The sequence below is a fragment of the Ornatilinea apprima genome, assembly GCF_001306115.1.
Lineage (GTDB): Bacteria > Chloroflexota > Anaerolineae > Anaerolineales > Anaerolineaceae > Ornatilinea > Ornatilinea apprima.
The window spans coordinates 1-23460 of record NZ_LGCL01000021.1 but is presented as its reverse complement, the minus strand read 5'-3'; the positions used below and the strand labels follow the sequence as shown (position 1 = coordinate 23460).

Below are 23460 nucleotides of genomic sequence, written 5' to 3'. Positions count from 1 at the left end.
TGTTTTTTCACGGGCGCGGTCAATTTCGGCTAGACGGATCATCAAATCCCCATATAATTAGCATAATTTTCAAGAAGGTTTTCTATGCTCCGAATCGTTGGCGATACCACAAGCGTCCTCCCTCCCAAAATCAGCGCAGAACACGGCATTACCATCATGCCGCAGATCATCAATTTTGGCAGCAAATCTTATCGAGACGACACCGAGCTGGATACAGCCACATTCCTGCGCTTGTTGAGGTCCTCGCGCGATCTGCCTAAAACCGCCGCACCCCCACCCAGTCTTTACACCCCGGTCTACCAGCAGGCGCTGAACGCGGGCGACCAGGTGTTGGTATTGTGCCCTTCTGCCGACACCAGCGGCACCTTCCGCAGTGCGCAGTTGGCCGCGCAAGAATTCAACTCCCCCGATATTCACATCATGGATACCCGTCTGATTGCTGGAGGATTGGGCCGCCTGTTGATCCTGGCGTCTCAATGGTCCAAACAGGGCCTGGATGTAGAAACCATCAAAACCCGCCTAGAAAGCTGGCGCAAGCGCGAGCGCATCTACTTTGTAGTCGACACCCTGGAATACCTGGCCAAGGGCGGCCGCATTGGCAACGCCCAGGCCTTACTGGGCGGCTTGCTGCAATTAAAACCCATTCTCACCATGGAGAACGGAGTCAACACGCCGGTCGAATCACAGCGCACTAAAAAGCGCGCCATCAGCCGCTTCAAAGAATTGGTGCTTGAGGAATGCCCGCCCACCCCCGACTCATACCTGTGCGTCATCCACTCAGACGCAGAAGAAGTAGCCCGCCAATACGCAGCAGAATTTTCTCAAAAATTGGGCATTCCCGATGTTCCCGTCTATGAGCAGTGCGCCTCGATTGTCGTGCACGTTGGCCCTGGTGTGATAGCTGCCAGTTTCTTCTGTCCGGAATAACCCCGCCTTATAAGTAGAATCCTTCGTAGTTATGGATTCTTGAGAAAGAAATCGAACGTTAAAGAAAGTCCTGTCCAATGCAATCCAATCAAGAAACCCTCGTGATGAAATTTGGCGGCACTTCCGTTGGAAGCGCAGACGCCATGGCCCAGGTCGTTCAAATCGCTTTAGAGGCGCGTAAATCCTGGTCAAAAGTTATCCTGGTAACCTCGGCCTTATCTGGGGTAACCAACCTGCTGCTCGACAGTGCCAGCCAGGCCGTTAATGGTGACACGCAAACCTACACCCAGGCAGTTTTTAACCTGCGCCAAAAGCATTTTGAAATTGCCGACCAGCTCATCACCAATCTGGCCCGCCGCGACCAGGTGAAACAAGAAATTAATCACCTGATCAGCGAGTTTTCCAATCTTTGCCACGCCATCTCTGTTTTAGGAGAGGCTTCTCCGCGCGCGCTGGACGCGGTAGCTGCCCTGGGAGAACGCATGTCGGTGCGCCTTCTGGCCGCTGCTACCGAGTCTGCCGGGCAGCCGGCCCAGTTTGTTGAAGCATCTCAATTGATCGTAACCGACCGTCAGTTTCAATCTGCTCACCCCATCATGGAAGCTTCACGGGAAAAAATGCGCGCGGTGTTGAACCCGATCCTCGATGAAGGTGCCATCGCTGTGGTTACCGGTTTTATAGCTGCCACCGAAGATGGCATCATCACCACCCTCGGACGCGGCGGGTCCGATTACTCCGCCGCGCTGGTGGGCGCGCTCCTCCCCTCACAAGAAGTCTGGATCTGGACCGACGTTGACGGCGTCATGACTGCCGATCCGCGCTTGGTGCCCGACGCGCACACCATCCCCACCCTTTCCTACCGCGAAGTGGCCGAGTTGGCTTATTATGGTGCGAAAGTCTTACATCCGCTGACCATTCGCCCGGTTGTGGAAGCGGGTGTAGGGCTGCGAGTGCTCAACACCTTTAATCCTGCCAACCCCGGCACCGAAATTGTGCGCGATATGCAAACCGACTCAGGCAAAGTCATCAAAGCGGTTACCGCAATCAAAGGCTTGCGCCTGATCACGGTTGATGGGCGCGGCATGCTGGGTGTGCCTGGTGTTGCGGCGCGCACCTTTGGCACTGTAGCTGCCACGGGGATCAGTGTTCCGCTCATCTCGCAGGCCTCTTCCGAGCAGTCCATTTGCTTTGCCGTTCCCGCCGAGTCTGCCGACGAAGTGGTTGCCGCCTTGCAAAACACATTTGCTCGCGAAATTGAGCGCAGAGATATTGACCGCATCTGGGCCACCCACAATGTGGGCACCATTACCGTCGTCGGCGCGGGCATGAGTTCCACGCCGGGCGTCGCTGGAAAGGTCTTCAGCGCCTTAGGCAGCAATCAAGTTAACGTCATCGCCATCGCGCAGGGTTCATCCGAAGTCTCCATCAGTCTGATGGTAACCGAAGAAGAGATCAAGCGCGCTGTCGTTACCCTGCACTCGCTCATCGCATAACCTCTGGAGGAATTTTCATGGCATCAAAAATCCCTGTTGTTGTCCTGGCGGCTACTGGCAGTGTTGGCCAGCGATTTGTCCAACTGCTCGACCAGCACCCCTGGTTTGAAGTCGTCGCGCTGACCGCCTCCGAGCGTTCTGAAGGAAAAACCTACCAGGAAGCCTGCAACTGGCTGCTCTCAACCCCCATGCCCGATTGGGCGCGCAGCATGCCCGTTCTGCCTACCCACCCCACCGGTATTCAGGCGAAAATCGCTTTCTCTGCTCTTCCTGCTTCTTCAGCCAAAGACATCGAGCCTGAATTTGCCCGTGCCGGCATGGCGGTCTGCTCCAACGCAGCGGCCTACCGCCGAGAGCCAGACGTGCCCATTTTGCTGCCTGAGATCAACGCCGAGCACATCCACCTGATTCCCGCCCAGCGCAAAAACCGCGGCTGGGACGGCTTCATCACCACCAACCCCAACTGCTCCAGCACCGGCATGACCATCGCCCTGCGACCCATTCTTGACCAGTTTGGCGTGAAACGTGTCTTTGTTACCACCTTGCAGGCTATCTCTGGCGCGGGGTACCCCGGCGTGGCCTCAATGGATATTCTGGACAATGTTGTGCCCTATATCGGCGGCGAAGAAGAAAAAATTGAGTGGGAACCGCGCAAAATGCTTGGAAAAGTGCAGGGAGATCAAATTGCCCTGGCCGATTTTCGCGTTTCCGCTCAGGTGAACCGCGTGCCGGTTGTCGATGGTCATCTGGTTTGCTTATCCATGGAATTGGAGAAGAAAACCTCTCCCGATGAGGTCATCCAGGCCTTGCGCGCCTACCAGCTTCCCGAACTTTGTCAGGGGCTGCCATCCGCTCCCCAGCCGCCGATTGTTGTAATGGACGAGCCCAACCGTCCCCAACCGCGCCTGGACCGCATGAGAGGTGACGGCATGACCACCACCGTTGGCCGAGTGCGTGTTGATCCCTTGCTGGACATCAAAATGGTTGTGCTTTCACACAACACCATTCGTGGAGCCGCAGGCGGTTCCTTGATGAACGCAGAACTCCTGGTGAAAACCGGGTTTGTAAAGTAGCACCAGAGCCGCGATAATCATGAAAACACGATAAGAAAAGCATCGCCTGGTTTGACTTGTGGCAGAGGAAACACACCTCCGTTTCGTTGGTTCAAACCAGGCGATTGATTCAAGCCCTAATCGGCGCATCCTCATACAAGGAGACAAATTTGTCTGATCAAAACACCGGCTATCCAAAGCGCAAGATTTTCATCTGCTCCAACGGCAGTTGTATCGACTCTTCCGTGTCGAGAGATATTTACGCCCAGCTCACCAGCCTGATTCAGGAGCACGGCCTGGATTCTTTTGACGCACCTCGCCAGGTGAAATGCGCCCTCTCTGGCTGCCTGGACCGCTGTATCAACGGCCCGGTGATGGTGGTTCACCCGGACGGCATCTGGTATGAGCGGGTAACTCCCCAGGTTCTGGCTCAAATTTTCAATCAACACATCCTCCACGACCAGCCGGTGGAAGAATATATCTTTCGCAAAAGCAAACCCGCCGGAGACCATTAATCACCCGGCATGAGCAAGAATCTTTTTCCCGTAAAGGTTGCGCCCGCCCATTGGGCAGAGATAGCCTCCGCATTCCTCTGGTTAGGCCTGACCGCTTTTGGCGGACCGGCAGCACATATCGGTATTATGCAAGATGAATTTGTCCGCCGCCGAAAATGGGCAGACGACCGGCAGTTTCTGGATTTGTTGAGTATCACCAACCTCATTCCGGGGCCAAATTCCACAGAAATGGCCATGCACATCGGCTACCTGCGCGCCGGCATACCTGGGTCGCTCCTGGCCGGAGCAGGCTTTATATTCCCTTCCATGATGATGACCATGCTGTTCGCCTGGTTGTATGTTCAGTTCGGCGCGCTTCCGCAAATAAACGGTGTGCTCTATGGCATCAAACCAGTTGTGATTGCCATTATTTTCAATGCGTTCCTCTCCTTTGCGCCAAAAATTCTGAACAATTGGAAGTTAACAGCCATCGGTCTTGCTGTGATGACCTTGTACTTATTGGGAATCAACGAGCTTGTTCTGCTCGCTGTGGGTGGAATCGGATTCATGTTGTACCGCAACTGGAGAAAAGCGGCTTCATCTATCTGGCTGGCCGCCCTTCCGGATTCGTTTCTGCCTGCCGTCTCACTCGCCAGTAAAATACCTTACACGCCTCAGACGCTTTTTTTTACTTTTCTGAAAATAGGGGCGGTTCTCTACGGTAGCGGATACGTTTTGCTGGCTTTTCTACATTCCGACTTTGTCCAGCGCTTGGGCTGGATCACCGACCAGCAGCTCCTGGACGCGGTGGCTGTCGGTCAGGTAACCCCCGGCCCGCTTTCCACCGCCGCCACCTTTATTGGCTTCTTGATGGACGGCATTCCCGGTGCACTGCTGGCAACCCTGGCATTTTTTCTACCGGCAGTCCTTTTAGTTTGGGTGGTCAATCCCCTTGTTCCAGTTCTGAGAAGCTCGCCCTGGACATCTTCCCTTCTCGACGGACTTAATGCTGCTTCGCTGGGCTTAATGGCCGCAGTTATCTTGACACTCGTACCAACCTCCCTGCCAAACTTGCCCGCGGGGTTCATCCTGGCCATTGCAGCCCTCTTCCTGGTGAAATGGAAAGTGAACGCGACCTGGTTAATCCTGGCTGGCGGACTGGCCGGATGGCTGCTAACATCTTTGGGTTGAGCGGCAATCTCCCCCTGGTCCAATAAGAAAGCATGCCCATGAAAAGTTTGAACGCAATCAAAACCGCTCATATCCTTTCCACCCTGGAGGATGCTTACCGCCTTACCAAAAAAGGATTGGGCTCCCTTTTCCTCGTGCTGCGCACCGCTTACCGCAGTTTTAATATCACCATGTCTGGCGAGACGACCGCCAGTCTGGCCTATTATTCCTTATTCTCCATTTTTCCCCTGGCGCTGCTGCTGATCGCGGTTGCCAGCAACTGGCTCACCGCTCAAACCGCCCAACAGCGCGTCATCGAGTATATTTCCGAAATCATCCCCATTTCCCAAGATCTGATCTTTAATGTCATTAAAGAAGTCGTTCATCGCCGCGGGGCGTTTACCCTCATCAGCCTGGGCAGTTTGGTCTGGTCATCCTCCGGATTTTTCAACTTATTGGTACGCAATATCAACCGCCCCTGGATCGGCATGAAACCCCGCCATTTCGTAAAGACCCGCCTGCAGGCGCTTTCCATTGTTCTGGTGCTGGGTTCCCTGTTCCTCGTATCCATCCTCTCAACCACCGGGTTTGAAATGCTCAATAAGATCAACTTTCCCCTGTGGCGGGAGTTTTTGGCCCAAACTACCTTACGGTCTTTCCTATCGCAGTTTTTGCCTCAGATTGTGCGCCTGGCCTTGTTGTGGTCGCTTTATTATTGGGTTCCCAACACCCAGATTCCGCGCCTTTCTGCCCTGGCGGGGGCGGTATTTGTATCCGTGAGCTGGTGGCTGCTCAACAATGCCTTCACCTGGTATCTCAACAGCGGCTTTGCCCATTACGACTTGGTTTACGGCTCGCTAGGGCGCACCATCACCCTTATGCTGTGGTTTTATTTTGGCAACTACATTCTGGTCTTTGGCAATCATCTCAGCGCGGCCATCGCCCGATTGACCAGAAAAGACAACATTACCCGCTCCAGCATGGTAAACTTTGATGAAGACGACGAATCAGAATAAGGATGAACCGCCATGACCTTACGCACGCATCTCCAAAATCTAAAATCTGAGGCGCGCATTCTCGAAGTGAGCGCGCCCATTTCCAAAACCTACCAGATAGCCGGGGTGCTCAAGCAAATTGAGCCGCGCCCGGCTATTTTTTCCCACGTCATCGAATCAAAGTTCCCGGTAATGGGCAACCTGTTCTGTTCCAAAGCCAGTTTTGCCAGCTATTTCGGCGTTCCAGTCCATCAGATCATTCCGCTGCTGGCTGGCGCGATTGAAAATCGCTCTGCCTGCGAGCGCGTCAGCGCAGCCCCTTGCCAGGAAGTGGTCAACCTCTCCCCCGACCTGGATGAGCTGCCCATTTTGAGACACTGCGAAAAAGACGGCGGCAATTACATCAGCTCAGGTGTCTTCGTCACTCGCCACCCCCAATACGGCCAAAACCTGGATTTTCACCGCTGCATGCAGCTTTCAAAAACCGAGATGTCGGTGCGCGTGGTTAAGTCCCGCCATTTTGACGCCTTTCTGGAAGACCTGCGCGACCTGGACGTGGCCATCTGCATAGGCAACGCCCCCAATGTGCTGGCCGCTGCCGCCACTTCTGTTGAATTGGGTGTAGATGAGCTGGAAATTGCCAATGCCCTCGAACCGCTCCAGGTAGTCAAAGCCAAAACGGTGGATGTTTGGGTGCCAGCGGAATGCGAATTCGTGATTGAAGGCACCGTCCACCTTGACCGCCTGCGTGAAGAAGGGCCGTTTGTCGATCTCACCGAAACGTATGACATCGTCCGCCAGCAGCCGGTGCTGGAAGTAAAAGCCATCACCCACCGGCGGGATGCCATTTGGCACGCCCTTTTGCCCGGCGCACTGGAACACAAACTGCTCATGGGCATGCCCCGCGAGCCAACCATCTTCCGCAAAGTCAACCAGGTTGCCCGCTGCCTGGATGTCAACATCAGCCCCGGTGGCACCTCCTGGCTGCACGCCATCGTCCAGATCGACAAACAGCACGAAGATGACGGCAGGAAAGCCATTGAAGCCGCTTTTGCTGGGCACACCTCCTGCAAGCATGTTTTTGTCGTCGACAGCGATATTGACATCTACAATCCCCTGGAAGTGGAATGGGCTATGGCGACCCGCTTTCAGGGCGACCGTGATCTGATCATCAAACCACCCTCTCCCGGCTCCAGCCTCGACCCCAGCGCCGAACCGGGCACCAAGAACACCACCCGCGTCGGCTTTGACCTCACCAAACCGCTGGAGACGCAAGGCAAATCCTTTGACCGGGCTGCTTTTCCGCAAGTCGACCTGAATCAGTTTGTGAAGGACACCCAATGAACCTGACGCCACTCCAAACCGCCATGCTCGATGGCGCACACGGCCGCGCCGCTCAAAAAAGCATGCAGATTCTCGCCGCTCTGGGCAAAATCTACGGCGCCGAAGAACTGATCCCGGTTACATCCGTGCAGATTGCCGGCGTGAGCTATGCCAACCTGGGCGAAGCGGGGCTGGCATTTCTTTCTGATATGGCGGACGGCGGCGGCAAAACCCGCGTGCTTACCACCCTCAACCCGGCGGGCATGGACATTGAAAACTGGCAGGCGTTGGGCATCAGCCCCGAATTTGCCCGAGACCAGACGCGTGTCATTGAGGCCTTCTCGCGCATGGGCGTGGTTGCCACCTGCTCCTGCACGCCCTACCTGGTGGGCAACGTGCCGCTCTATGGTCAGCACATTGCCTGGTCAGAGAGCAGCGCGGTGTGTTTTGCCAATTCCGTACTCGGCGCGCGCACCAACCGCGAAGGCGGCCCATCGGCACTGGCCTCCGCGCTGACCGGCTTTTCCCCCGCGTACGGCCTGCACCTTGACGAACAACGCGTGCCGCGGCTGCACTTCCACGTGGAAGCGCCGCTCTCTGGCACCTTTCAATTTGGCGCGTTGGGCAAAGTGATCGGTGAAATCATCGAAAAACGCGCTACCCGCCCGGTGCCATACCTCACCGGCATCCCCCAGGCCAGCCTGGAAGAGCTCAAATCCTTCTGCGCCAGCATCGCCACCTACGGTGGAGCAGGTTTATTCCACATTCAGGGTGTAACGCCCGAAGCCTCGCTCTTTGCCGTTCCGGCTGAATCCATAACCATTTCATCCCAACAGATCCATCAGGCGATTGAGCATCTCTCCAACGCCGCTGATGAGCCCGATTTTATTAGCCTGGGCTGCCCGCACCTGTCCATTGACGAAATTGCCCATCTGGCACAGCTGCTCGTCGGCCGCCAGGTGCGCAAAGAATTCTGGATCACCACCGCCCGGCCCATCAAGCAAATGGCCGACCGCATGGGGTACACTCGTATCATTGAACAAGCCGGCGCGAAATTCGCTGCCGACACCTGCTGTGTGGTCGCGCCCATTCAGGGCCGCTTCAAAACTCTGCTCACCGACAGCGCCAAAGCCTGTTATTACGCGCGTGGAAAAAACAAATTCAATACCCTCTACCGCTCCTTTGAAGAAGTTGTCAACGAGGCCACCCGATGAACCTTACCGGCAGAACCATTTCCAACGGCCAGGCGCAAGGGTCCGCGCTGGTATCGCAGATGGGCATCTCCTTTTTCGGCGGGGTAGACCCGGAAACCGGCCTGGTTACCGAAACCGGCCACGATTTATACGGCCAGTCCATCGCCGGGAAAGTGCTCGTGTTTCCCACCGGCAAAGGCTCAACGGTGGGTTCTTATACGCTTTACCGCCTAAAAGCCAACGGGCTGGCCCCCTGCGCCATCCTGAACCGCGAATGTGAAACCATCACCGCCGTCGGCTGCATCATTTCGGACATCCCCTGTGTCGATCTACTCGCCATTGATCAAATCCAAACCGGCATGCAGGTTGCGGTCAACGCCGACGAGGGCATCGTTACCATTACCCAATCCCCTTGCTTGCAGGAGACTACCTGATGAACCTCGCCCATTTTGAAGCCCAACTGACTGCCGAACAACTGAATCTATGGAACAGTCTGGACACGCCATACCGCATCCAGCAGTATCTTGACCAGATTCCCTACCGCCGAGAAGAGCGTGACCGCTCTCCACTCAATGTCCTGCGCGACAACCAGTCGCACTGCCTTGACGGCGGGCTGTTTGCCGCCGCCGCCCTGCACCGCATTGGATTTCCCGCCCTTATTTTGGATTTAGTGCCCGAACCGGGTACCGATGATGATCATATGCTGGCTATTTTCCAGCAGAACGGACTTTTCGGCGCCGTCGCCAAATCCAACTTTTCTGGCCTGCGCTTTCGCGAGCCGGTTTTCCGCGGCCTGCGCGAGCTGGTCATGTCTTACTTTGAGGTCTTTTTCAACGAGCACGGCCAGAAGACCCTGCGCGGGTACACTCGCCCGATGCGCATTTCCAGTCCTTACCCCATGGACTGGCTTACCGACGAGACCGCTGTTGCCCGCCTGGCGCGCGCCTTTTACCTCCGCAAAATGGTCCCGGTGCTGCCGGATTTGCCCATTCAACTCAACTTGCTCGATGAACGATCCATGCAGTCGGGCATGCTGGGCACCAATCGCGACGAGCTGTACCCCGGCTCCCAAGCTGGAGCCGAACATTAACATAAAACCCGCTCCCAATATAACGTTGGGGGCGGGTTTTTTTGCAACCTGAATTGGGGTTATTCTCCGTCGCCAAAGCGCTTGATCAACCGCGCAATGTGTTTGGCGCCCAGCAAATAAAGGTCTACACGCATATTTTCGTTGGGCGCGTGCATCTGCGCGCCAGGATGCGCCACCCCCGCCGAGATCACAGGCAGGTTCAGATGCTCCATAAAGATCGAGCTGGGGCCCGAACCGCCGGACATCGGTTCAATCTGCACCGCTTTCTGATACACCTCTTCCGCCGTAGCAACCGCCAGCTTCACAAAATCATCATCAGGGTCGGTGCGCGCCGGGGTATCCCCGCCCATAAACTCAATCTGAATGTCCTCAAAACCGTGCTGGTCCAGGTGCGCGCGCAGCTGCTGCAGCACTTTTTCAGGGCGCTGGTTGGGTACCAGACGGAAGTCGATCTTCGCGCTGGCTTTAGCCGGCAGCACCGTCTTCGATCCGGGACCCTGGTAGCCAGAGGTTAAACCGCATATCGTGCAGGTAGGCTCAAATACCTGCGCGGCTTTCAACGCCACACCGCCGGTCAATCCCTTGAGAAAGCCCTTCAAGCCATACTGCGTGCGGTATTGCTCTGCCGGGTCAGGCAGTTGATCCAACAAGGCCAAATCGCGGTTGGTGGGTGGCACAATGTCGTCATAAAAACCGGGGATCAAAATGCGCTCATTTTCATCTTTGAGGGTGTTCAGCGCCCATACTAGCCGCCAGGCTGCGTTCGGGAATATCGAGCCACCCAGCCCCGAATGGACATCCTGATTGGCTGTTTCCACCGACAGCTCCACATAGCAAATCCCCCGCAGCCCCAGCGATTGGGTCGGCTGGTCCAGGTGATCCACCCCGCCGTATTCCCACACGCACGCGTCCGCGGCCAATTTCTCTTTGTTGTTAACCACAAAATCATGCAAATGCAGGCTGCTGGTTTCTTCTTCGCCCTCCAGCACAAATTTGACCGTACAGGGCAGCTCGCCACCATTGGCATTCAGCAGCGCGTCCACCGCGAAGAGACGGCTGGTAAAGTGCCCCTTGTCATCCACCACGCCGCGCGCGTACATTACCCCATCGCGGATTTCAGGTTGAAACGGCGGGCTTTCCCATAACTCCAGCGGCTCACCAGGCTGCACGTCGTAATGGTTGTAGAATAAAAGCGTTTTACCTGATCTTCCCTTACGCTCACCAAACACCACCGGAGCGCCGCCAGTAGGCAGAACCTCGGTCGCGAACCCGCGCTTTTTCAGCATCTCCGCCACCAGATTCGCGCAGTCATCAATCCCCAGGTTCTGCGCCGAAACACTTGGCTGCGCGCACAACGCCGCCAGTTCTGCCAGGCTGCCGTCCAAATTGGCATCCAGATATTGATCAATTTTCACATCTTTTTCGTCCATGCTGTCACCACAGAGTCCTTTCATTAAGACTAGAAAATGCGCTCCAACCCGCGAATGATTGAAGCTCCTCCATACGCGAAAATCAACATCTTCAAAATTTTCCCGAACGTTGTCCACAGCAAAAAGCGCCACAGCGGCAATTTCAACACGCCCGCGGTAATTCCCGCCATATCAAACAGCGGATTGGGGATAAAGGCCAGCACCAAAATGGTGATGTCGCCGTATTTTTGCATCCAATCCACCATTTTTTTATGCCACTCTTTGCGCTCAATCACTGCCCGCCCGCTGTACCCGGCCAGGTACCCCGAGATCTCGCCCAGCGCCGCCCCGCTGCCCGCCGCGAGCGCCACACCAAACGGGTTAAACACCGCCGCCATCGCCGAAGTGATTACCACCCCCGGCAGCGGTAAAATCACGGTGGCGTTGGCCAGAATGGAAATTAAAAAAATGCCCGGATAACCGTAGGCTTCAAACCCCGCCAATTGGTCCCGGATGGTATAAATGTAAATCGACAGCCCTGTTACCAGCAGCAAAATCAAAACGCGCAGGATCAATTGCCTACGTTCATCATTCATTTATCTTCCTAAAGTAAAGACTCAATCCGCGCAATGACCATATCCAGCGCCACCGCGTTTAACCCGCCTTCCGGAATAATCACATCCGCGTACCGCTTGGATGGCTCTACAAATTCAAGATGCATCGGCCGCACCGTTGTGAGATACTGCTGGACAACCGACTCAGTTGTCCGCCCGCGTTCGGCAATGTCGCGCTGCAAGCGGCGAATAAAGCGGATATCTGAATCGGTATCCACAAAGATCTTGATGTCAAATAATTCGCGCAGCTTGGGCTCGGCAAAAATCAAAATCCCCTCCACCAGAATCACCCGCTTGGGCTCCACCCGCACCGTCTCACCCGTCCGGCTGTGCGTGGTAAAGTTATAAACCGGCAGGTCTACCGCTTGCCAGTTCTTCAGCTGCTGGATGTGATCAATCAGCAGCTCTGTCTCCAAAGAATCGGGGTGGTCAAAATTGACCAACGCGCGCTGGGCCGGCGGCAATCCAGTTAATTCACGGTAGTAAGCATCATGGGGAAGAAACGAGATCCGCTGCGGACCAACCCGCTGCAGAACCACATTCGCGACAGTGGTCTTCCCGCTGCCCGAACCACCGGCAATTGCCACAACCAGAGGAGTTTTCGAATAATTCATAAAGGAGAGTCTGCCTTGAAAAAGGATTTTCGCTCATTGAAAGTGAGAGAAAAGGCGATCGGCTGATATAATTCTACAACAAGAATGGATTAAATAGATTGAGCCACCGAAGGGTCTCGAACCCTTGACCTGACGATTACGAATCGTCTGCTCTACCAACTGAGCTACGGTGGCGTGCACACAATTATACCAGCACTTAAAAAATTTCGACAAGAGATTGATCAGATTTTCGAGGATTTGGAATGTCCCAATCACCATTAAGAATAGCCATGATCTCCTATCACACTTGCCCACTGGCCACCCTGGGTGGAAAAAACACCGGCGGGATGAACGTCTATGTTCGCGAGCTGACCCATTACCTCGGACGCGCCGGCGTGCATGTAGACGTCTTCACCCGCTCAGAAAATGAGCACGTCCCGCATGTGCTTCACGACCTGGGCTACGGTAACCGTGTGGTGCATATCCCCGCCGGGCCGGAACACCCGCTTCCCAAAGAGGAATTGGCCAGCCATATTCCACAATTTGCGGAGGGGATTCTAACTTTCACGCGAGAGAAGAACCTGCAATACGATCTGGTTCACAGCCATTACTGGATGTCTGGCATCGCTTCGATTGATTTGCAGAAAGAGTGGCGCGTTCCCATTATCAGCATGTTCCACACCCTGCAAAAGCTAAAGAACCAGATCGCCCGCTCAGCGGAAGAGCGTGAAGGCCAATACCGCATTGACGGTGAAGAGCGCGTCATCCAGCACTCCGCCTGCATTGTAACCGCCACCCCTGCCGAAGAAAAGCAGCTTACCGCGCTGTATCATGCCGATCCACAGAAATTGTGTAGCATTCCGCCCGGCGTAGACACCAGCCATTTCTACCCCATTCCCGCCGATGAAGCCAAAGCGGTGGTTGGCATCCCCGAAAAGGATCGCATGCTGTTATTTGTGGGCCGCATTGAACCACTGAAAGGCGTGGATACTCTGGTGCGTGCCATCGCGCACATGCGCAAGTTGGGCGTGTTAGGCAAATGCCCTCATTACCTGGCAATCATAGGCGGCGAACCAGACGTCTCACCCGAGAATATGGACGCAGAAATGAAGCGTCTTCAGGAATTATGCCAAACGTTGGGAATCGGTGACCTGGTTCTATTTTTAGGCAAGCGCGACCAAAACTTGCTGCCGTATTACTATTCAGCCTCCGAAGTGGTGATTATGCCCTCTCACTACGAGTCGTTTGGCATGGTGGCACTGGAAGCCATGGCCTGCGGTAAGCCGGTAGTAGCTTCGCAAGTGGGCGGGCTGGCCTATCTGGTGCAGAATAATGTTACCGGCATTCTCATCCCCGATGGCGACCCCATCGCCCTCGGCGAAACATTAACCCGCCTCATCCGCAACGACCATTTACGCGAGCAACTTGGCAATCAGGCAAACCAATACGCCCAGGCATACTCCTGGGAGATTATTGCCGAAAAGATGAAGAAACTTTACGATGAGATTTGCCTGGGCCAGCCGGTTAGCGGCATTGAATAACCTTCAGCTCAGAAAAGGGAAAAATGACCCCAGCGCCAGCACTGAGAAAAAGAACAGCCACAGCGCCGCCCATGTTCTCTCCAGGCGGCGTTGTGATTGAAGAAGAATCCATCCAACAACCAAAACAGCGCCTAACAGAGCGGCAATCCCACCAAGTGCAGGTCGGGGCTGAAAGCCGGCAGCCACACGCGAACAAACTCCTGGCCGGCAAGAATATATTTAACCAGCCAGCAGATGAGCACAACCATCATGTAAAATTTACCCCCAACACTCAATCCCTTGCGCCACAGCACAAACACAATTAGAAGGATCAAAATGAACAGCATCACCCCCGTCAGCGCCACCAGCGGGGTCTGCCCCACCATGCAGCTCAACTCCACCGCCGACCAGGTGAGCAAGCCGCCTACTGCTCCCAGCCAGGCCAGCGTCGTATCCGCTCTGCGCGCCGAGAGAGCCCGCTCCAGACAAAAAACAGCCAGCGCAATGAGAAACACATCATAATTAAGCAGTCCCAGCCGCCCAAAACGGTATCCAATCGGGTCTACGATAATTCTCAACACAATCAGAAGGAATAACAACAGCCATCCAGCAAAAAATCCATCCAGGATTTTGCTGCGTAAATCACGTTTCCAATTATGTTTTGCGCTGTTTTGGATCGTTTCCATTCTTATCCAGGCCCGGGTTTTCCTTTCGATGAAATCGTACTGCCTTTGCGGATCACTTTCTCGCCATAGCGGTCGCGCAGATCATCCAGGGTGCTTAATAACTTTCTTTCTTTCTCCCCGGATGGGTCAAATAAGGACAGTTGGTAAGCCGGTTCACATAAATTACTGGCACCCACCCCAATCAGTCGCACCAGTTGGCCGCTGGTAAAGTTGGCTCTTAACAATTGTCTGGCCGCTTCAATGATGACATGGTCCTGGTTGGTGGGCTGCTCCAGGCGCGTCTGGCGGGTAATGGTTGTGAAATCGGACCAGCGCAGCTTGATGCGCACCGTTCCAGCGGCCAGGTTCTGGTGACGCAGCCGGTAGCCCACCTGTTCCGCCAGGTCTTCCATCTTCTTTTCCAGGGTGCGAAGGTCGTGAACGTCCTTGGAGAAAGTAATCTCCTGGCTGACAGATTTGATATTATATTCCACTTCCACCGGACGGTCATCCCGCCCCTTCGCCGAGCGCGAAAGCTGCCCGCCCATCTTCCCAAAATGCTGGGCCAACAGCTTTTCCGGCGCAGCTGCCAGATCGCCAATGGTGTGAATTCCCATTCGCATCAGGCTTTCGGCTGTCTTCGGCCCAACACCCCACATTTCTTTCACCGGCAGGCTGGCCAGAAACTGCGCCTCTTCGCCTGGCTGCACCACCAGAATCGCCCGCGGAGGCGTAATTCCGCGGTGCCGCGACTTGCCGATGTTGTTGGCAATTTTTGCCACCAGCTTGTTGCTGGCCACCCCAATCGAACAAGGCAGTCCGGTTTCTTTCTGGATTCTTGCCTGCAGCCCGCGCGCGATGCTCTCCCCGTCTTCAGGCAAATCACTGACGTCAATAAAGGCTTCATCAATCGAAATCTGCTCCACCAGCGGAGAAATATCGCATAAAATGGCCATCACCCGTTCTGAGTGAACCCCATAATCATGGTGATTGCCGCGCACCACGATCAGGTTGGGGCAGAGCTTCAATGCTTTGGCCATCGGCATGGCCGAATGCACGCCCATCTGCCTGGCTGCGTAAGAACACGAAGAGACCACCCCGCGCTGGTCTGGCGCGCCGCCTACCGCGAAGGCCTTGCCCACCAGTTCCGGGTTGCGCAGTTCTTCCACCGCGCAAAAAAAGGCGTCCAGGTCCAGATGCAAGATCTTTCTAAATCCCATCGTTCATCATTCCAGCAAAATAATCCAGCAGCTTTGCGCAACCACAAAGCTGCTGAATAGATCTTCTCAAAACCATCCGTTTGATGTACCCGCGCCTATTGGAGAATCAACTCTCCCCAAGTGGTCGGGTTGGTCAGCCGCCGGGTGGCGATACTGGAAACCATGGTTTGCTGTTCATCCCACGAAACGTCGTTATCGGATGCTGATAGCGCGAACCCCAGGTGCATTCCCGATGTGGGGGTAATGCCAAACACACTCCACGGAATCGCCGCCTCAATTCGGTAAACGCCGTCCTCCAGCGACTTGCCGATCTGCACGCTGTCACGCAAGCCTGTCTTGCCGGTTGGGAACCATAAATACACTTCCTCGCCGTCATCGGTCCCGTTTTTGCCAGCCGAAATGCCTAATTGGTGATCGTCGGGCGAAAGCTCAGTGGTGTAAAAATCATCGTACAGATTGGTATCCAGCAGCAGCTCAATACTGTCGCCTTTATACATATCCGCGCCCGACGCGTGCTGCTCATATTGTTCATCCCGTACCTTAACGGCAATAAACAGGTAAGAGTTGTTCCAGCCAATCCGGTAAGACCCTTCCAGGTCTTCTTCACCGGTCCAATTGGATTTTCCGTATACCACGTTTTTCATCGGGTACGCTTTCGTGTTCCACTCATCCCACACGCCATCCAGGTCAATTCCGCCGCTCAAATAGGCCGCTGAGACGACCATTCCACGCGCCGGGATGCTGGTGGCGGTTGGAGCAGATGTATTCGTACTGGTCGCCGTCGGTGGCAGTGCCGTCGCGCTGGGGATCGCGGTAGCAGTAGACACAACCGGCGTGTTGGTCACCACCACAACGGGGGCGCTGGTCGAAGTTGCCAGTTCCGGCACCGAGAAGAGCGCCGTCATCGTCAGGTTGGGCGTTGGTTCCTCATCTCCTCCGCCAGGCAGGGCAATCGGCGCGGTGCAAGCCAATGAAACCAAGATCAAAATTCCAATGGCTGCCAACACCCGTGAATTTTTTTTCATACCTCCTCCTCATCATCCATGAACGTTAAGTGTATTATATTGTGTTTGCATTAATAATCAATCAAGCTATAATCGTCTTGAGGATAATCGGAATGGATCAACCAGACAAATCCACACCCACACAGGCGACCCAACATACCCTCGAAATTCGCCTGGTCATTTTTACACTGAAAGACAACCAGCTGGCTGTCTTTCTTTCTCCATCCAGCCTTCCTCAAGCTAATGACGTTTGGGAAATCCCCGGAGTTCCAGCCAATATCGAGCAAAACCTGGAAGAAACCGCCAACCAATATCTCCGCCAGAACATGGGCATGGATGAAGCCTATCTGGAACAGCTCTACACCTACGGAGACACCCAGCGCCACCCGCAGTATCCCCTGGTTTCGGTGGTTTTCTTTGCCCTCATCCCGGCGGATGCCAGCCAGAATGAGCTGCGCAAGCGCGCCGCATTGCGCTGCTTCCCGGTTAACGCCCTGCCCAGCCTGGCCCTGGACCACCCGCTCATCGTCGAGTACGCGCTGCGCCGCCTGCGCTACAAACTGGAGTACAGTGCGGTTGGCTTTGAGCTGCTGCCCGAAACCTTCACCCTGTCTGAATTGCAAAACACCTATGAAATCATCCTGGGGGTCAGCCTGGACAAACGCAATTTTCGCCGCCGCATTTTGGAAGCCGGCATTATTGAATCCACTCCCCATCGTCGCGCCGGCGAAGGCCGCCCGGCCCAACTCTACCGCTACCGCCCGGACGCCATCGCCGAGGTCAAAGCACGCCGGTTGTTTCCATAATCCATCGTCCGCATTGATCTCTTCTGCTTTTACGAAAAACGGATACCTGCCAAAACACCGCGAGACCCGTTCATTTAGGGTTCAGACAGGGGCAATCAAAAGGTTGGGGAGGGTTCCGCGATTTCTATTTTCATCTTCGGGTTTCAAATTGGTGCTTGATTCCTTTGTAAATGACACAGCCGATATAAAGCAGGCCCATGTACCCCACCAGTGGATAAAAAACTCCCAAGAGATCACTGAAAGAAAACAAGCCCAAAACAAAAATGAAAATGGCAACGAAAATGGCAAATAATCGATTACCCTGTTTGCCGCCCCATGTGAAACGATTACACACAGACCACATCATTGCCGAGCAGGAAGAAAACATACCCAATATCAAAACGATTGAAAATACTGCACCAATGGAATAAGAAATCTCTTTTGCTAAAAAAAGCACAGGGATTGCCAGAACCGCTGTATTTTCTGCATTCAGCAGTATCGCGGTGTTCATAATTGCAATAGACAAAACCAAGGCTGTGGCGCCTAATAACGCTCCATACTTTGCATCGTTTCGATGACCTGATGATTTTCCCAGTTCTGTGAAATATGTGCTGCCACTCAGAAAATTAAGAGATAAATATAAAATAGAACTAAGCGCCCAATGCGGTGAGGATTGCGATTCTCTTAATAGACCTTCAGAGTTGGAGACGGTCACAAAATGATCAAAATCACGGATCACCGAAACCGTTCCAACCATCAATGAAAAAAGAATAATGACCGGCCCTATCGTCGAAACGATTTTAATTAATCGCTCAAATCCAATCAAATAAGCACATAAGACCATTCCTGCCATTAGGGCTGAACCAATATAGTGGTTGATTCCATAATATTCAGAAAGTGTCGCGCCAGCGCCTGAAATCAACACAGGCATAACCAATACTAAAGTGATTGGGATCAACCACGAATAAAATGTTCCCACCTTTTCACCACAAAAGAATTTGAACTGGTTGAATGACTTTTCGGCTTTATGTTCATAACCCGTTATGAGTAAAACCTGCCCCAAAAATATGAAACCAATTAAATTCAACAATACAACGCCATAACTCAAGTACCCATAGCTTGTAAAAAACTGAAGCACTTCTTGCCCTGTGGCAAACCCAGAGCCAATAACCCACGCAATAAAGGCGCCGGCAAATTTCAGGATCGTCTTTGATCGATATACATTCTGGCTTTCCATTCTAAAATCCTCAACACTGCATATCCCTCTATTATGCAGTTCTTTCCATATTCGCGTACGTTGTTTTTAGCTTTTTTCCATTGACCAGGGAAAAAAGGAGCCTGGACGATTTTCTGAATATTCCGGCACCTTAAAAACGATAGATCAGGTTTTCTTTTAGGCCGCCAAACCTAAAACCATATTTTGATTTGCTCACAAACAATTACGGGGAATTGTTGAGGAAGGCTTGTATCAACTGCCGGAACTGCCCGAACGATGATCGACACGGCGATACCGGCGGAGGACAGCCAGCATAATCTGCTCAAGCGAGACTCCCTGGTGCCATCGCCGAATTCAAAGGACAGCGATGAAACCAATCACTGGTTTGTTCTTCCCGATGACATTTCAGCTCAAAAAAATGCCCTCTCATTGAGAAGAGAGGGCATTTTCAGATTACTTTGGCTGCACCGGTATCCAGATCTCACTCCGATAATTGGGCAAGCTAACATCCTTGCTTTCATTCCACAAAATTTCAGGGCCAGGGGCCAGCTCATAATTCGAGGAGGGAAACCATTCAGAGTAAATCCGCCCCCAAACGTTTTGCAGCGTCTCTGGGAACGGCCCAACCGCTTCAAAAACTGCCCAGGTAGAGGAGGAGACCTCCAGTGATTGAAAATGGTCTGGGCAGGCCTTGTCGGTTGTCACGCCAATAAAATGATCCAGCTCGCCCTGTTCTTGCATGCGTCCTTCTGAGAAGTGGGTAGACGCGCTGATCATCCCAACCGGCTCCACGTTGGACATAGCTTTGAGCTGTGTGATCATATCAGGGGTAAGGCTGTTCCACATCTCAGCAATCTCGGCATTGACACCGTTAAACTGAATCCGCACCCGTTTTTGCAGCCCCACAATCCTGAACGCTGCTTTCTCTACAATCCGAAAATTCATCTCGATGCCTCCTGTAATCGTCAATTGAAAAGTCAGTCTCGGAAACGCCTTGAGGGGGATTCCTTTTTTTCTAGCCTCCGATGGAAGTACGCCATGAAAGGCTTGAAAAGCTCTGGCAAAAGCATCCGCGGAGCTGTACCCATACTTTACCGCGATGTCCAGAACGCGCAAATCGCTCTGGCTAAGCTCAAAAGCGGCCAGGGTCAATCGTCTGCGGCGAATATATTCATTCAACGATATCCCTGCCAGAAAAGAAAACATATGCTGAAAATGATACTCTGAACAGATCGCCAACCGGGCAATTTCTTTCATTTGAATTTCGCCGGTAAGGTTCTCTTCAATATAACGGATAGCTTCATTCATCGCCTTGATCGAATCCATTCTTTGCGCTCCTTCGCCCTTAAGAATAACTGAACACAGCTGGCCGCATCCGACAATTCTTTGCCCAAGATTGTCGTTTCTGCTAATCATTGGTAATAAAAACGGGCAAGCTCAAGCCTGCCCGTGGAAATTGCACTTTACAGATCATCCGGCGTGGAATGTTGTCCGTACCATGCGCGCATTATAAAGATCGGTCAAACACCGCCACCGTTTCCACGTGATACGTCTGTGGAAACATATCAAAGGGCGTTGCCTGCGCCAGGGTGTAGCCTTTTTCGATCAACCGTTTCGCGTCCCGCGCCAGTGTCGATGGATCACAAGAAACATAAATAATTTTCTTCGGTGCTACCTTCACCAGCGCGTCCAGCGCCTCGCGCTGCAGGCCGGCTCGCGGCGGGTCAGCGATGACGATATCATATTTCTGGGTGAGGGCGGGCAGCACATCTTCCGCCGCGCCGACATATAAACTCACGTTGTCAAACTCCTGCAGGTTATCGGCAAAATCGTCGCAGGCGGATTCCGAAAGTTCAACACCCGTTACCTGGCCCACTTTGGACGCGGCAAACGCGCTGAACAGCCCCACCCCACAATACAGGTCCAGCAGGCTCTGCTGCCGGTCTGCGGGAATCAGGCTGATAACATGCTCAACCATTTTTTCAGCCACCCCCAGATTCACCTGGAAGAAAGACCCCGCCGAGACCTTAAACGTCCGCCCCAGCACTTCCATCCACAGGCAGTCGTCACCAGCCAGCACCACCTTCCCCGCCGGGTTAATCTGCACCGCCGAGACCGGCAAATCCAATTCCATCTCCGGCATCTCCAGGCTGCTGCTGTACAGGGTGATTAAGGCTTCCTCATCGGCGCCCTGGCTGACCTCGATCCGCTCGTACCCCGCCCCCGAATCAAACTCCAGTTTCTTCCACACCTCATCAATCACCGTCTCCGGCAGGTGGCACTCGCTGATCTCCACCACCCGATGCGAACCGGCTTCCAGAAAACCCAGCTTGCCCGTTTCAGACAGGTGAAATTGAATCGTGTTGCGGTAGTTCCAGGTTTTGGGCGAAGCCACCGTCGCGTCCACCCGCACATCCTTCACCCCCGCGATGCGCTCCAACTGCTCCTGAACCACCTCCCGCTTGAATTCCAATTGCTTTTCATAAGGAAGATGCTGGTAATGGCAGCCTCCGCACAGCCCATAATGCCGGCAGCGCGCCTCAATCCTCTCCGGCGAACAGCTTACCCACTCGCGGATGATGCCGCGCGCGTGCCCGCGCTTTTCTTCAACAATCTCAACCCACACGATTTCTCCCGGCAGACCAAACGGCACAAAAATCGCCCGGCCGTCGGCCAGCCGCCCCATGCCATCGCCGCCATAAACGGCCTTCTCAACCGTTACTTCTACCCAATCGCTTGCTTTCGCCATCTTCTCGTCTTTCATATCTTTACATTCCCGCAAAAGAAAAACCCTCTCGGTGTGAGAGGGTTTCTTCTGGCGGAGAGGGTGGGATTCGAACCCACGGAACCTTGCGGTTCACGCGCTCTCCAGGCGCGCGCGTTAGGCCAGACTACGCTACCTCTCCAGAATTGAATACTCAGTTGAGCGGCCAACATTATACCACAAAATTATTCATTTCCATTTCATTTTATTCCAAAAGGTCAAACTCAAATGAATAATTCTCTATATAATCAATACAAGCCTTCCGCACTTAATCCAACAAGGAGATTATCCAATGAAATCCCGCATCTCAATCCTGATTGTCTCTTGCCTTCTCATCCTGCTCATGCTCGCCTGCGGCACTTCCAATGAGCTGACCAACCCACCCGCCGGTTCCCCGGACTCCAATCAATCTGCCTCGGAGACCGCCGCCGCTCTGGCCAAGCAATCCGCCCAGATTGAAGCCACGAACGTCGCCATTCAGGCCACCAACCAGGCCATCCTCGATGCCCAGGCCACCCTTCTAGCCCCCACCGAAACGCCGGAAGACCCATTCGCCGGTGAAGACTATCAGGGTGAAGAAATTCCTTCCGACCCGGAGATGGTGGAAATCACCACCGAAGCCAGAGAAAAACTGCAGCCGCTCTTTGCCGAAGGCCTTCTCTCGGATGACGACCTGGAAACCGCTGAATTTTACCGGCTGGACGATTTTGACGAATCCTGGGCGCAAATCAACTGGTATCAGTGGTGGAACACCGGTTACCAGCCGCAAAATTTCATCATTCGCGTCGACTCCGCTTGGGAGACCGCCAGCAACACTGCCAACTGGTTTTCTTCAGGCTGCGACTTTGTTTATTCTGAATCGGATGAATCAAACCATTACATGACCTTCCTGGCCTTGGATGGCAACGTTCATACCTTCCGTAATCTGAAAAACAAATTCACAGAAATGAAGGGTGGCTATTACGGCAAAGTCGGCACGCCCAACGGAGACGCGGAACTGCTGCTCATGGTCAAAGACCAATACGTTACATTTTTCGTTAACGGACGCAAAGTGGTCCGCTTCCAAGACCCCAACCTCACAGCCGGCAACCTGGGGCTCACCCTTAATTCTGGCACCATCAAAGACTACGGATTTCGCTGCATGATGACGGACATAGACCTGTGGATTTTGGCCGAATGATTGTGCAACTCGATGAATTTTCCAGCGTAGATGATTGTGCAGACTGATTGCGAAGTATAATCAGGTCTAAGTTGTCAATCATCAAAGAATATTAGGGTAGGCTATGAAGAATAAAATGTTTACCAGAATGCTATCTGCTTTGGGTCTAATCGCTATGCTGCTGGCCGCCTGCGCGCCGGCTCAAACCCCGCCGCCAGCTACCCTCGCGCCCACCTCTACGCCCTTGCCCACCCGCCAGCCAACCAGCACACCACTGCCAACCGCCACCCTAACACCTATCCCGTCGGTTACGCCAACCCAAACCCAAACACCCTTACCCACCCCGCCCGATGACGCCGCTAAAGCTCGCCTCTTTGCCCAAGGGGAAAGACCTGGCTACCAGTATTTCCTCACCATCGAGTTCCCAGAGGCTATCCAGGGCAGCTATTATGCGCAGGTGGATCAGAATAAACCGTATCAATGCAGCCCCATCTCCGATCAGAAGAATCGTCTTTACTGCTACGGGCGAATCCCGGGTTACGATAAATACTTCACTTTCACGCTTTACGATCAGCAAACAGATTTGGAAATCTATTCCACCCAGTTTTTTGTCCCGCTGACGATTGCCGTTGAAGATTAACAAAACAGGGGCTGTCCAAAAAGTAGAGGACAGCCCCTTTACATTTTTAAAAAGCAATGATTCAATAAAGGAATGAGAAGAAAACAAGCCCACCCCGTGTTTAAGCCCTATGTAATGAACCAGGTAGCGCTGCT

General features: G+C 53.7%; 23 protein-coding genes and 2 tRNA genes. 14 read left to right on the top strand and 11 right to left on the bottom strand.

Annotated features, from left to right (window positions below):
• Window positions 1-84: 84 nt before the first annotated feature.
• The 10 genes from ADN00_RS08105 to ADN00_RS08060 all read left to right on the top strand — a co-directional run bounded on the left by ADN00_RS08105 (window position 85) and on the right by ADN00_RS08060 (window position 9737).
• Window positions 85-927 (top strand): DegV family protein, encoded by an 843-nt coding sequence (locus ADN00_RS08105; RefSeq protein ID WP_075062468.1) that lies wholly within the window; start codon window positions 85-87, stop codon window positions 925-927.
• A 77-nt stretch (window positions 928-1004) separates the two neighbouring features.
• Complete coding sequence (locus ADN00_RS08100; RefSeq protein WP_075062467.1) at window positions 1005-2420, top strand: aspartate kinase; 1416 nt, start codon at window positions 1005-1007, stop codon at window positions 2418-2420.
• 17 nt (window positions 2421-2437) lie between these two features.
• Window positions 2438-3493 carry an aspartate-semialdehyde dehydrogenase gene (asd, locus tag ADN00_RS08095; protein WP_075062466.1) on the top strand — a complete coding sequence of 352 codons (1056 nt, stop codon included), beginning with the start codon at window positions 2438-2440 and terminating at the stop codon, window positions 3491-3493.
• 149 nt (window positions 3494-3642) lie between these two features.
• Complete coding sequence (locus ADN00_RS08090) at window positions 3643-3987, top strand: (2Fe-2S) ferredoxin domain-containing protein (RefSeq protein ID WP_075062465.1); 345 nt, start codon at window positions 3643-3645, stop codon at window positions 3985-3987.
• Window positions 3988-3996: 9 nt separating this feature from the next.
• Entirely contained in the window at window positions 3997-5157 is a 1161-nt protein-coding gene (gene chrA, locus ADN00_RS08085) for a chromate efflux transporter (protein WP_075062464.1), read from the top strand.
• A 38-nt stretch (window positions 5158-5195) separates the two neighbouring features.
• Window positions 5196-6152 carry a YihY/virulence factor BrkB family protein gene (locus tag ADN00_RS08080; RefSeq protein WP_075062463.1) on the top strand — a complete coding sequence of 319 codons (957 nt, stop codon included), beginning with the start codon at window positions 5196-5198 and terminating at the stop codon, window positions 6150-6152.
• 12 nt (window positions 6153-6164) lie between these two features.
• A complete protein-coding gene (locus ADN00_RS08075) occupies window positions 6165-7475 on the top strand; it encodes a UbiD family decarboxylase (protein ID WP_075062462.1) in 1311 nt (436 codons plus the stop codon).
• Entirely contained in the window at window positions 7472-8668 is a 1197-nt protein-coding gene (locus tag ADN00_RS08070; protein ID WP_075062461.1) for an aconitase X catalytic domain-containing protein, read from the top strand. The genes ADN00_RS08075 and ADN00_RS08070 overlap by 4 nt, the downstream gene beginning before the upstream one ends.
• A complete protein-coding gene (locus ADN00_RS08065; RefSeq protein ID WP_075062460.1) occupies window positions 8665-9081 on the top strand; it encodes a DUF126 domain-containing protein in 417 nt (138 codons plus the stop codon). Before ADN00_RS08070 ends, ADN00_RS08065 begins: the two co-directional genes overlap by 4 nt.
• The gene (locus ADN00_RS08060) at window positions 9081-9737 is read left to right on the top strand and encodes a hypothetical protein (protein ID WP_075062459.1); all 657 of its coding nucleotides are present in this window, start codon (window positions 9081-9083) and stop codon (window positions 9735-9737) included. Before ADN00_RS08065 ends, ADN00_RS08060 begins: the two co-directional genes overlap by 1 nt.
• Window positions 9738-9796: 59 nt before the next feature.
• Here ADN00_RS08060 and ADN00_RS08055 read toward each other — a convergent pair whose 3' ends face one another.
• The 4 genes from ADN00_RS08055 to ADN00_RS08040 all read right to left on the bottom strand — a co-directional run bounded on the left by ADN00_RS08055 (window position 9797) and on the right by ADN00_RS08040 (window position 12548).
• Window positions 9797-11167: a M20/M25/M40 family metallo-hydrolase gene (locus tag ADN00_RS08055; protein ID WP_075062458.1), complete on the bottom strand. Its 1371-nt coding sequence runs from the start codon at window positions 11165-11167 to the stop codon at window positions 9797-9799.
• Between the two features lie 29 nt (window positions 11168-11196).
• On the bottom strand, window positions 11197-11742 hold the full coding sequence (locus ADN00_RS08050) for a VTT domain-containing protein (RefSeq protein WP_075062457.1): 546 nt from the start codon (window positions 11740-11742) through the stop codon (window positions 11197-11199).
• A gap of 8 nt (window positions 11743-11750) precedes the next feature.
• Complete coding sequence (gene udk, locus ADN00_RS08045; protein WP_075062456.1) at window positions 11751-12374, bottom strand: uridine kinase; 624 nt, start codon at window positions 12372-12374, stop codon at window positions 11751-11753.
• A 101-nt stretch (window positions 12375-12475) separates the two neighbouring features.
• A tRNA-Thr gene (locus ADN00_RS08040) sits at window positions 12476-12548 on the bottom strand.
• Between the two features lie 68 nt (window positions 12549-12616).
• On the opposite strand from ADN00_RS08040, the gene ADN00_RS08035 reads away from it, so the two are divergent.
• On the top strand, window positions 12617-13894 hold the full coding sequence (locus tag ADN00_RS08035; protein WP_075062455.1) for a glycosyltransferase: 1278 nt from the start codon (window positions 12617-12619) through the stop codon (window positions 13892-13894).
• Window positions 13895-14025: 131 nt separating this feature from the next.
• On the opposite strand, the gene ADN00_RS08030 is transcribed toward ADN00_RS08035, so the two are convergent.
• From ADN00_RS08030 to ADN00_RS08020, 3 genes are all read right to left on the bottom strand, one after another.
• Complete coding sequence (locus ADN00_RS08030) at window positions 14026-14559, bottom strand: hypothetical protein (protein WP_075062454.1); 534 nt, start codon at window positions 14557-14559, stop codon at window positions 14026-14028.
• A gap of 2 nt (window positions 14560-14561) precedes the next feature.
• Complete coding sequence (gene dinB, locus ADN00_RS08025; protein ID WP_075062453.1) at window positions 14562-15758, bottom strand: DNA polymerase IV; 1197 nt, start codon at window positions 15756-15758, stop codon at window positions 14562-14564.
• Between the two features lie 95 nt (window positions 15759-15853).
• The gene (locus tag ADN00_RS08020; RefSeq protein ID WP_075062452.1) at window positions 15854-16783 is read right to left on the bottom strand and encodes a sugar-binding protein; all 930 of its coding nucleotides are present in this window, start codon (window positions 16781-16783) and stop codon (window positions 15854-15856) included.
• A 92-nt stretch (window positions 16784-16875) separates the two neighbouring features.
• On the opposite strand from ADN00_RS08020, the gene ADN00_RS08015 reads away from it, so the two are divergent.
• Window positions 16876-17568 (top strand): NUDIX hydrolase, encoded by a 693-nt coding sequence (locus tag ADN00_RS08015; protein ID WP_075062451.1) that lies wholly within the window; start codon window positions 16876-16878, stop codon window positions 17566-17568.
• Window positions 17569-17698: 130 nt separating this feature from the next.
• Here ADN00_RS08015 and ADN00_RS08010 read toward each other — a convergent pair whose 3' ends face one another.
• The 4 genes from ADN00_RS08010 to ADN00_RS07995 all read right to left on the bottom strand — a co-directional run bounded on the left by ADN00_RS08010 (window position 17699) and on the right by ADN00_RS07995 (window position 21669).
• A complete protein-coding gene (locus ADN00_RS08010; RefSeq protein WP_075062450.1) occupies window positions 17699-18784 on the bottom strand; it encodes a YkvI family membrane protein in 1086 nt (361 codons plus the stop codon).
• 432 nt (window positions 18785-19216) lie between these two features.
• Window positions 19217-20089: an AraC family transcriptional regulator gene (locus ADN00_RS08005; protein WP_075062449.1), complete on the bottom strand. Its 873-nt coding sequence runs from the start codon at window positions 20087-20089 to the stop codon at window positions 19217-19219.
• 181 nt (window positions 20090-20270) lie between these two features.
• On the bottom strand, window positions 20271-21527 hold the full coding sequence (locus ADN00_RS08000) for a class I SAM-dependent RNA methyltransferase (protein WP_075062448.1): 1257 nt from the start codon (window positions 21525-21527) through the stop codon (window positions 20271-20273).
• A gap of 52 nt (window positions 21528-21579) precedes the next feature.
• Window positions 21580-21669 (bottom strand) — tRNA-Ser (locus ADN00_RS07995).
• 150 nt (window positions 21670-21819) lie between these two features.
• Here ADN00_RS07995 and ADN00_RS07990 point away from each other — a divergent pair.
• Together ADN00_RS07990 and ADN00_RS07985 are read left to right on the top strand one after the other, a co-directional pair.
• On the top strand, window positions 21820-22707 hold the full coding sequence (locus tag ADN00_RS07990) for a LamG domain-containing protein (protein WP_075062447.1): 888 nt from the start codon (window positions 21820-21822) through the stop codon (window positions 22705-22707).
• A gap of 115 nt (window positions 22708-22822) precedes the next feature.
• The gene (locus ADN00_RS07985) at window positions 22823-23326 is read left to right on the top strand and encodes a hypothetical protein (protein WP_075062446.1); all 504 of its coding nucleotides are present in this window, start codon (window positions 22823-22825) and stop codon (window positions 23324-23326) included.
• Window positions 23327-23460: the final 134 nt, after the last annotated feature.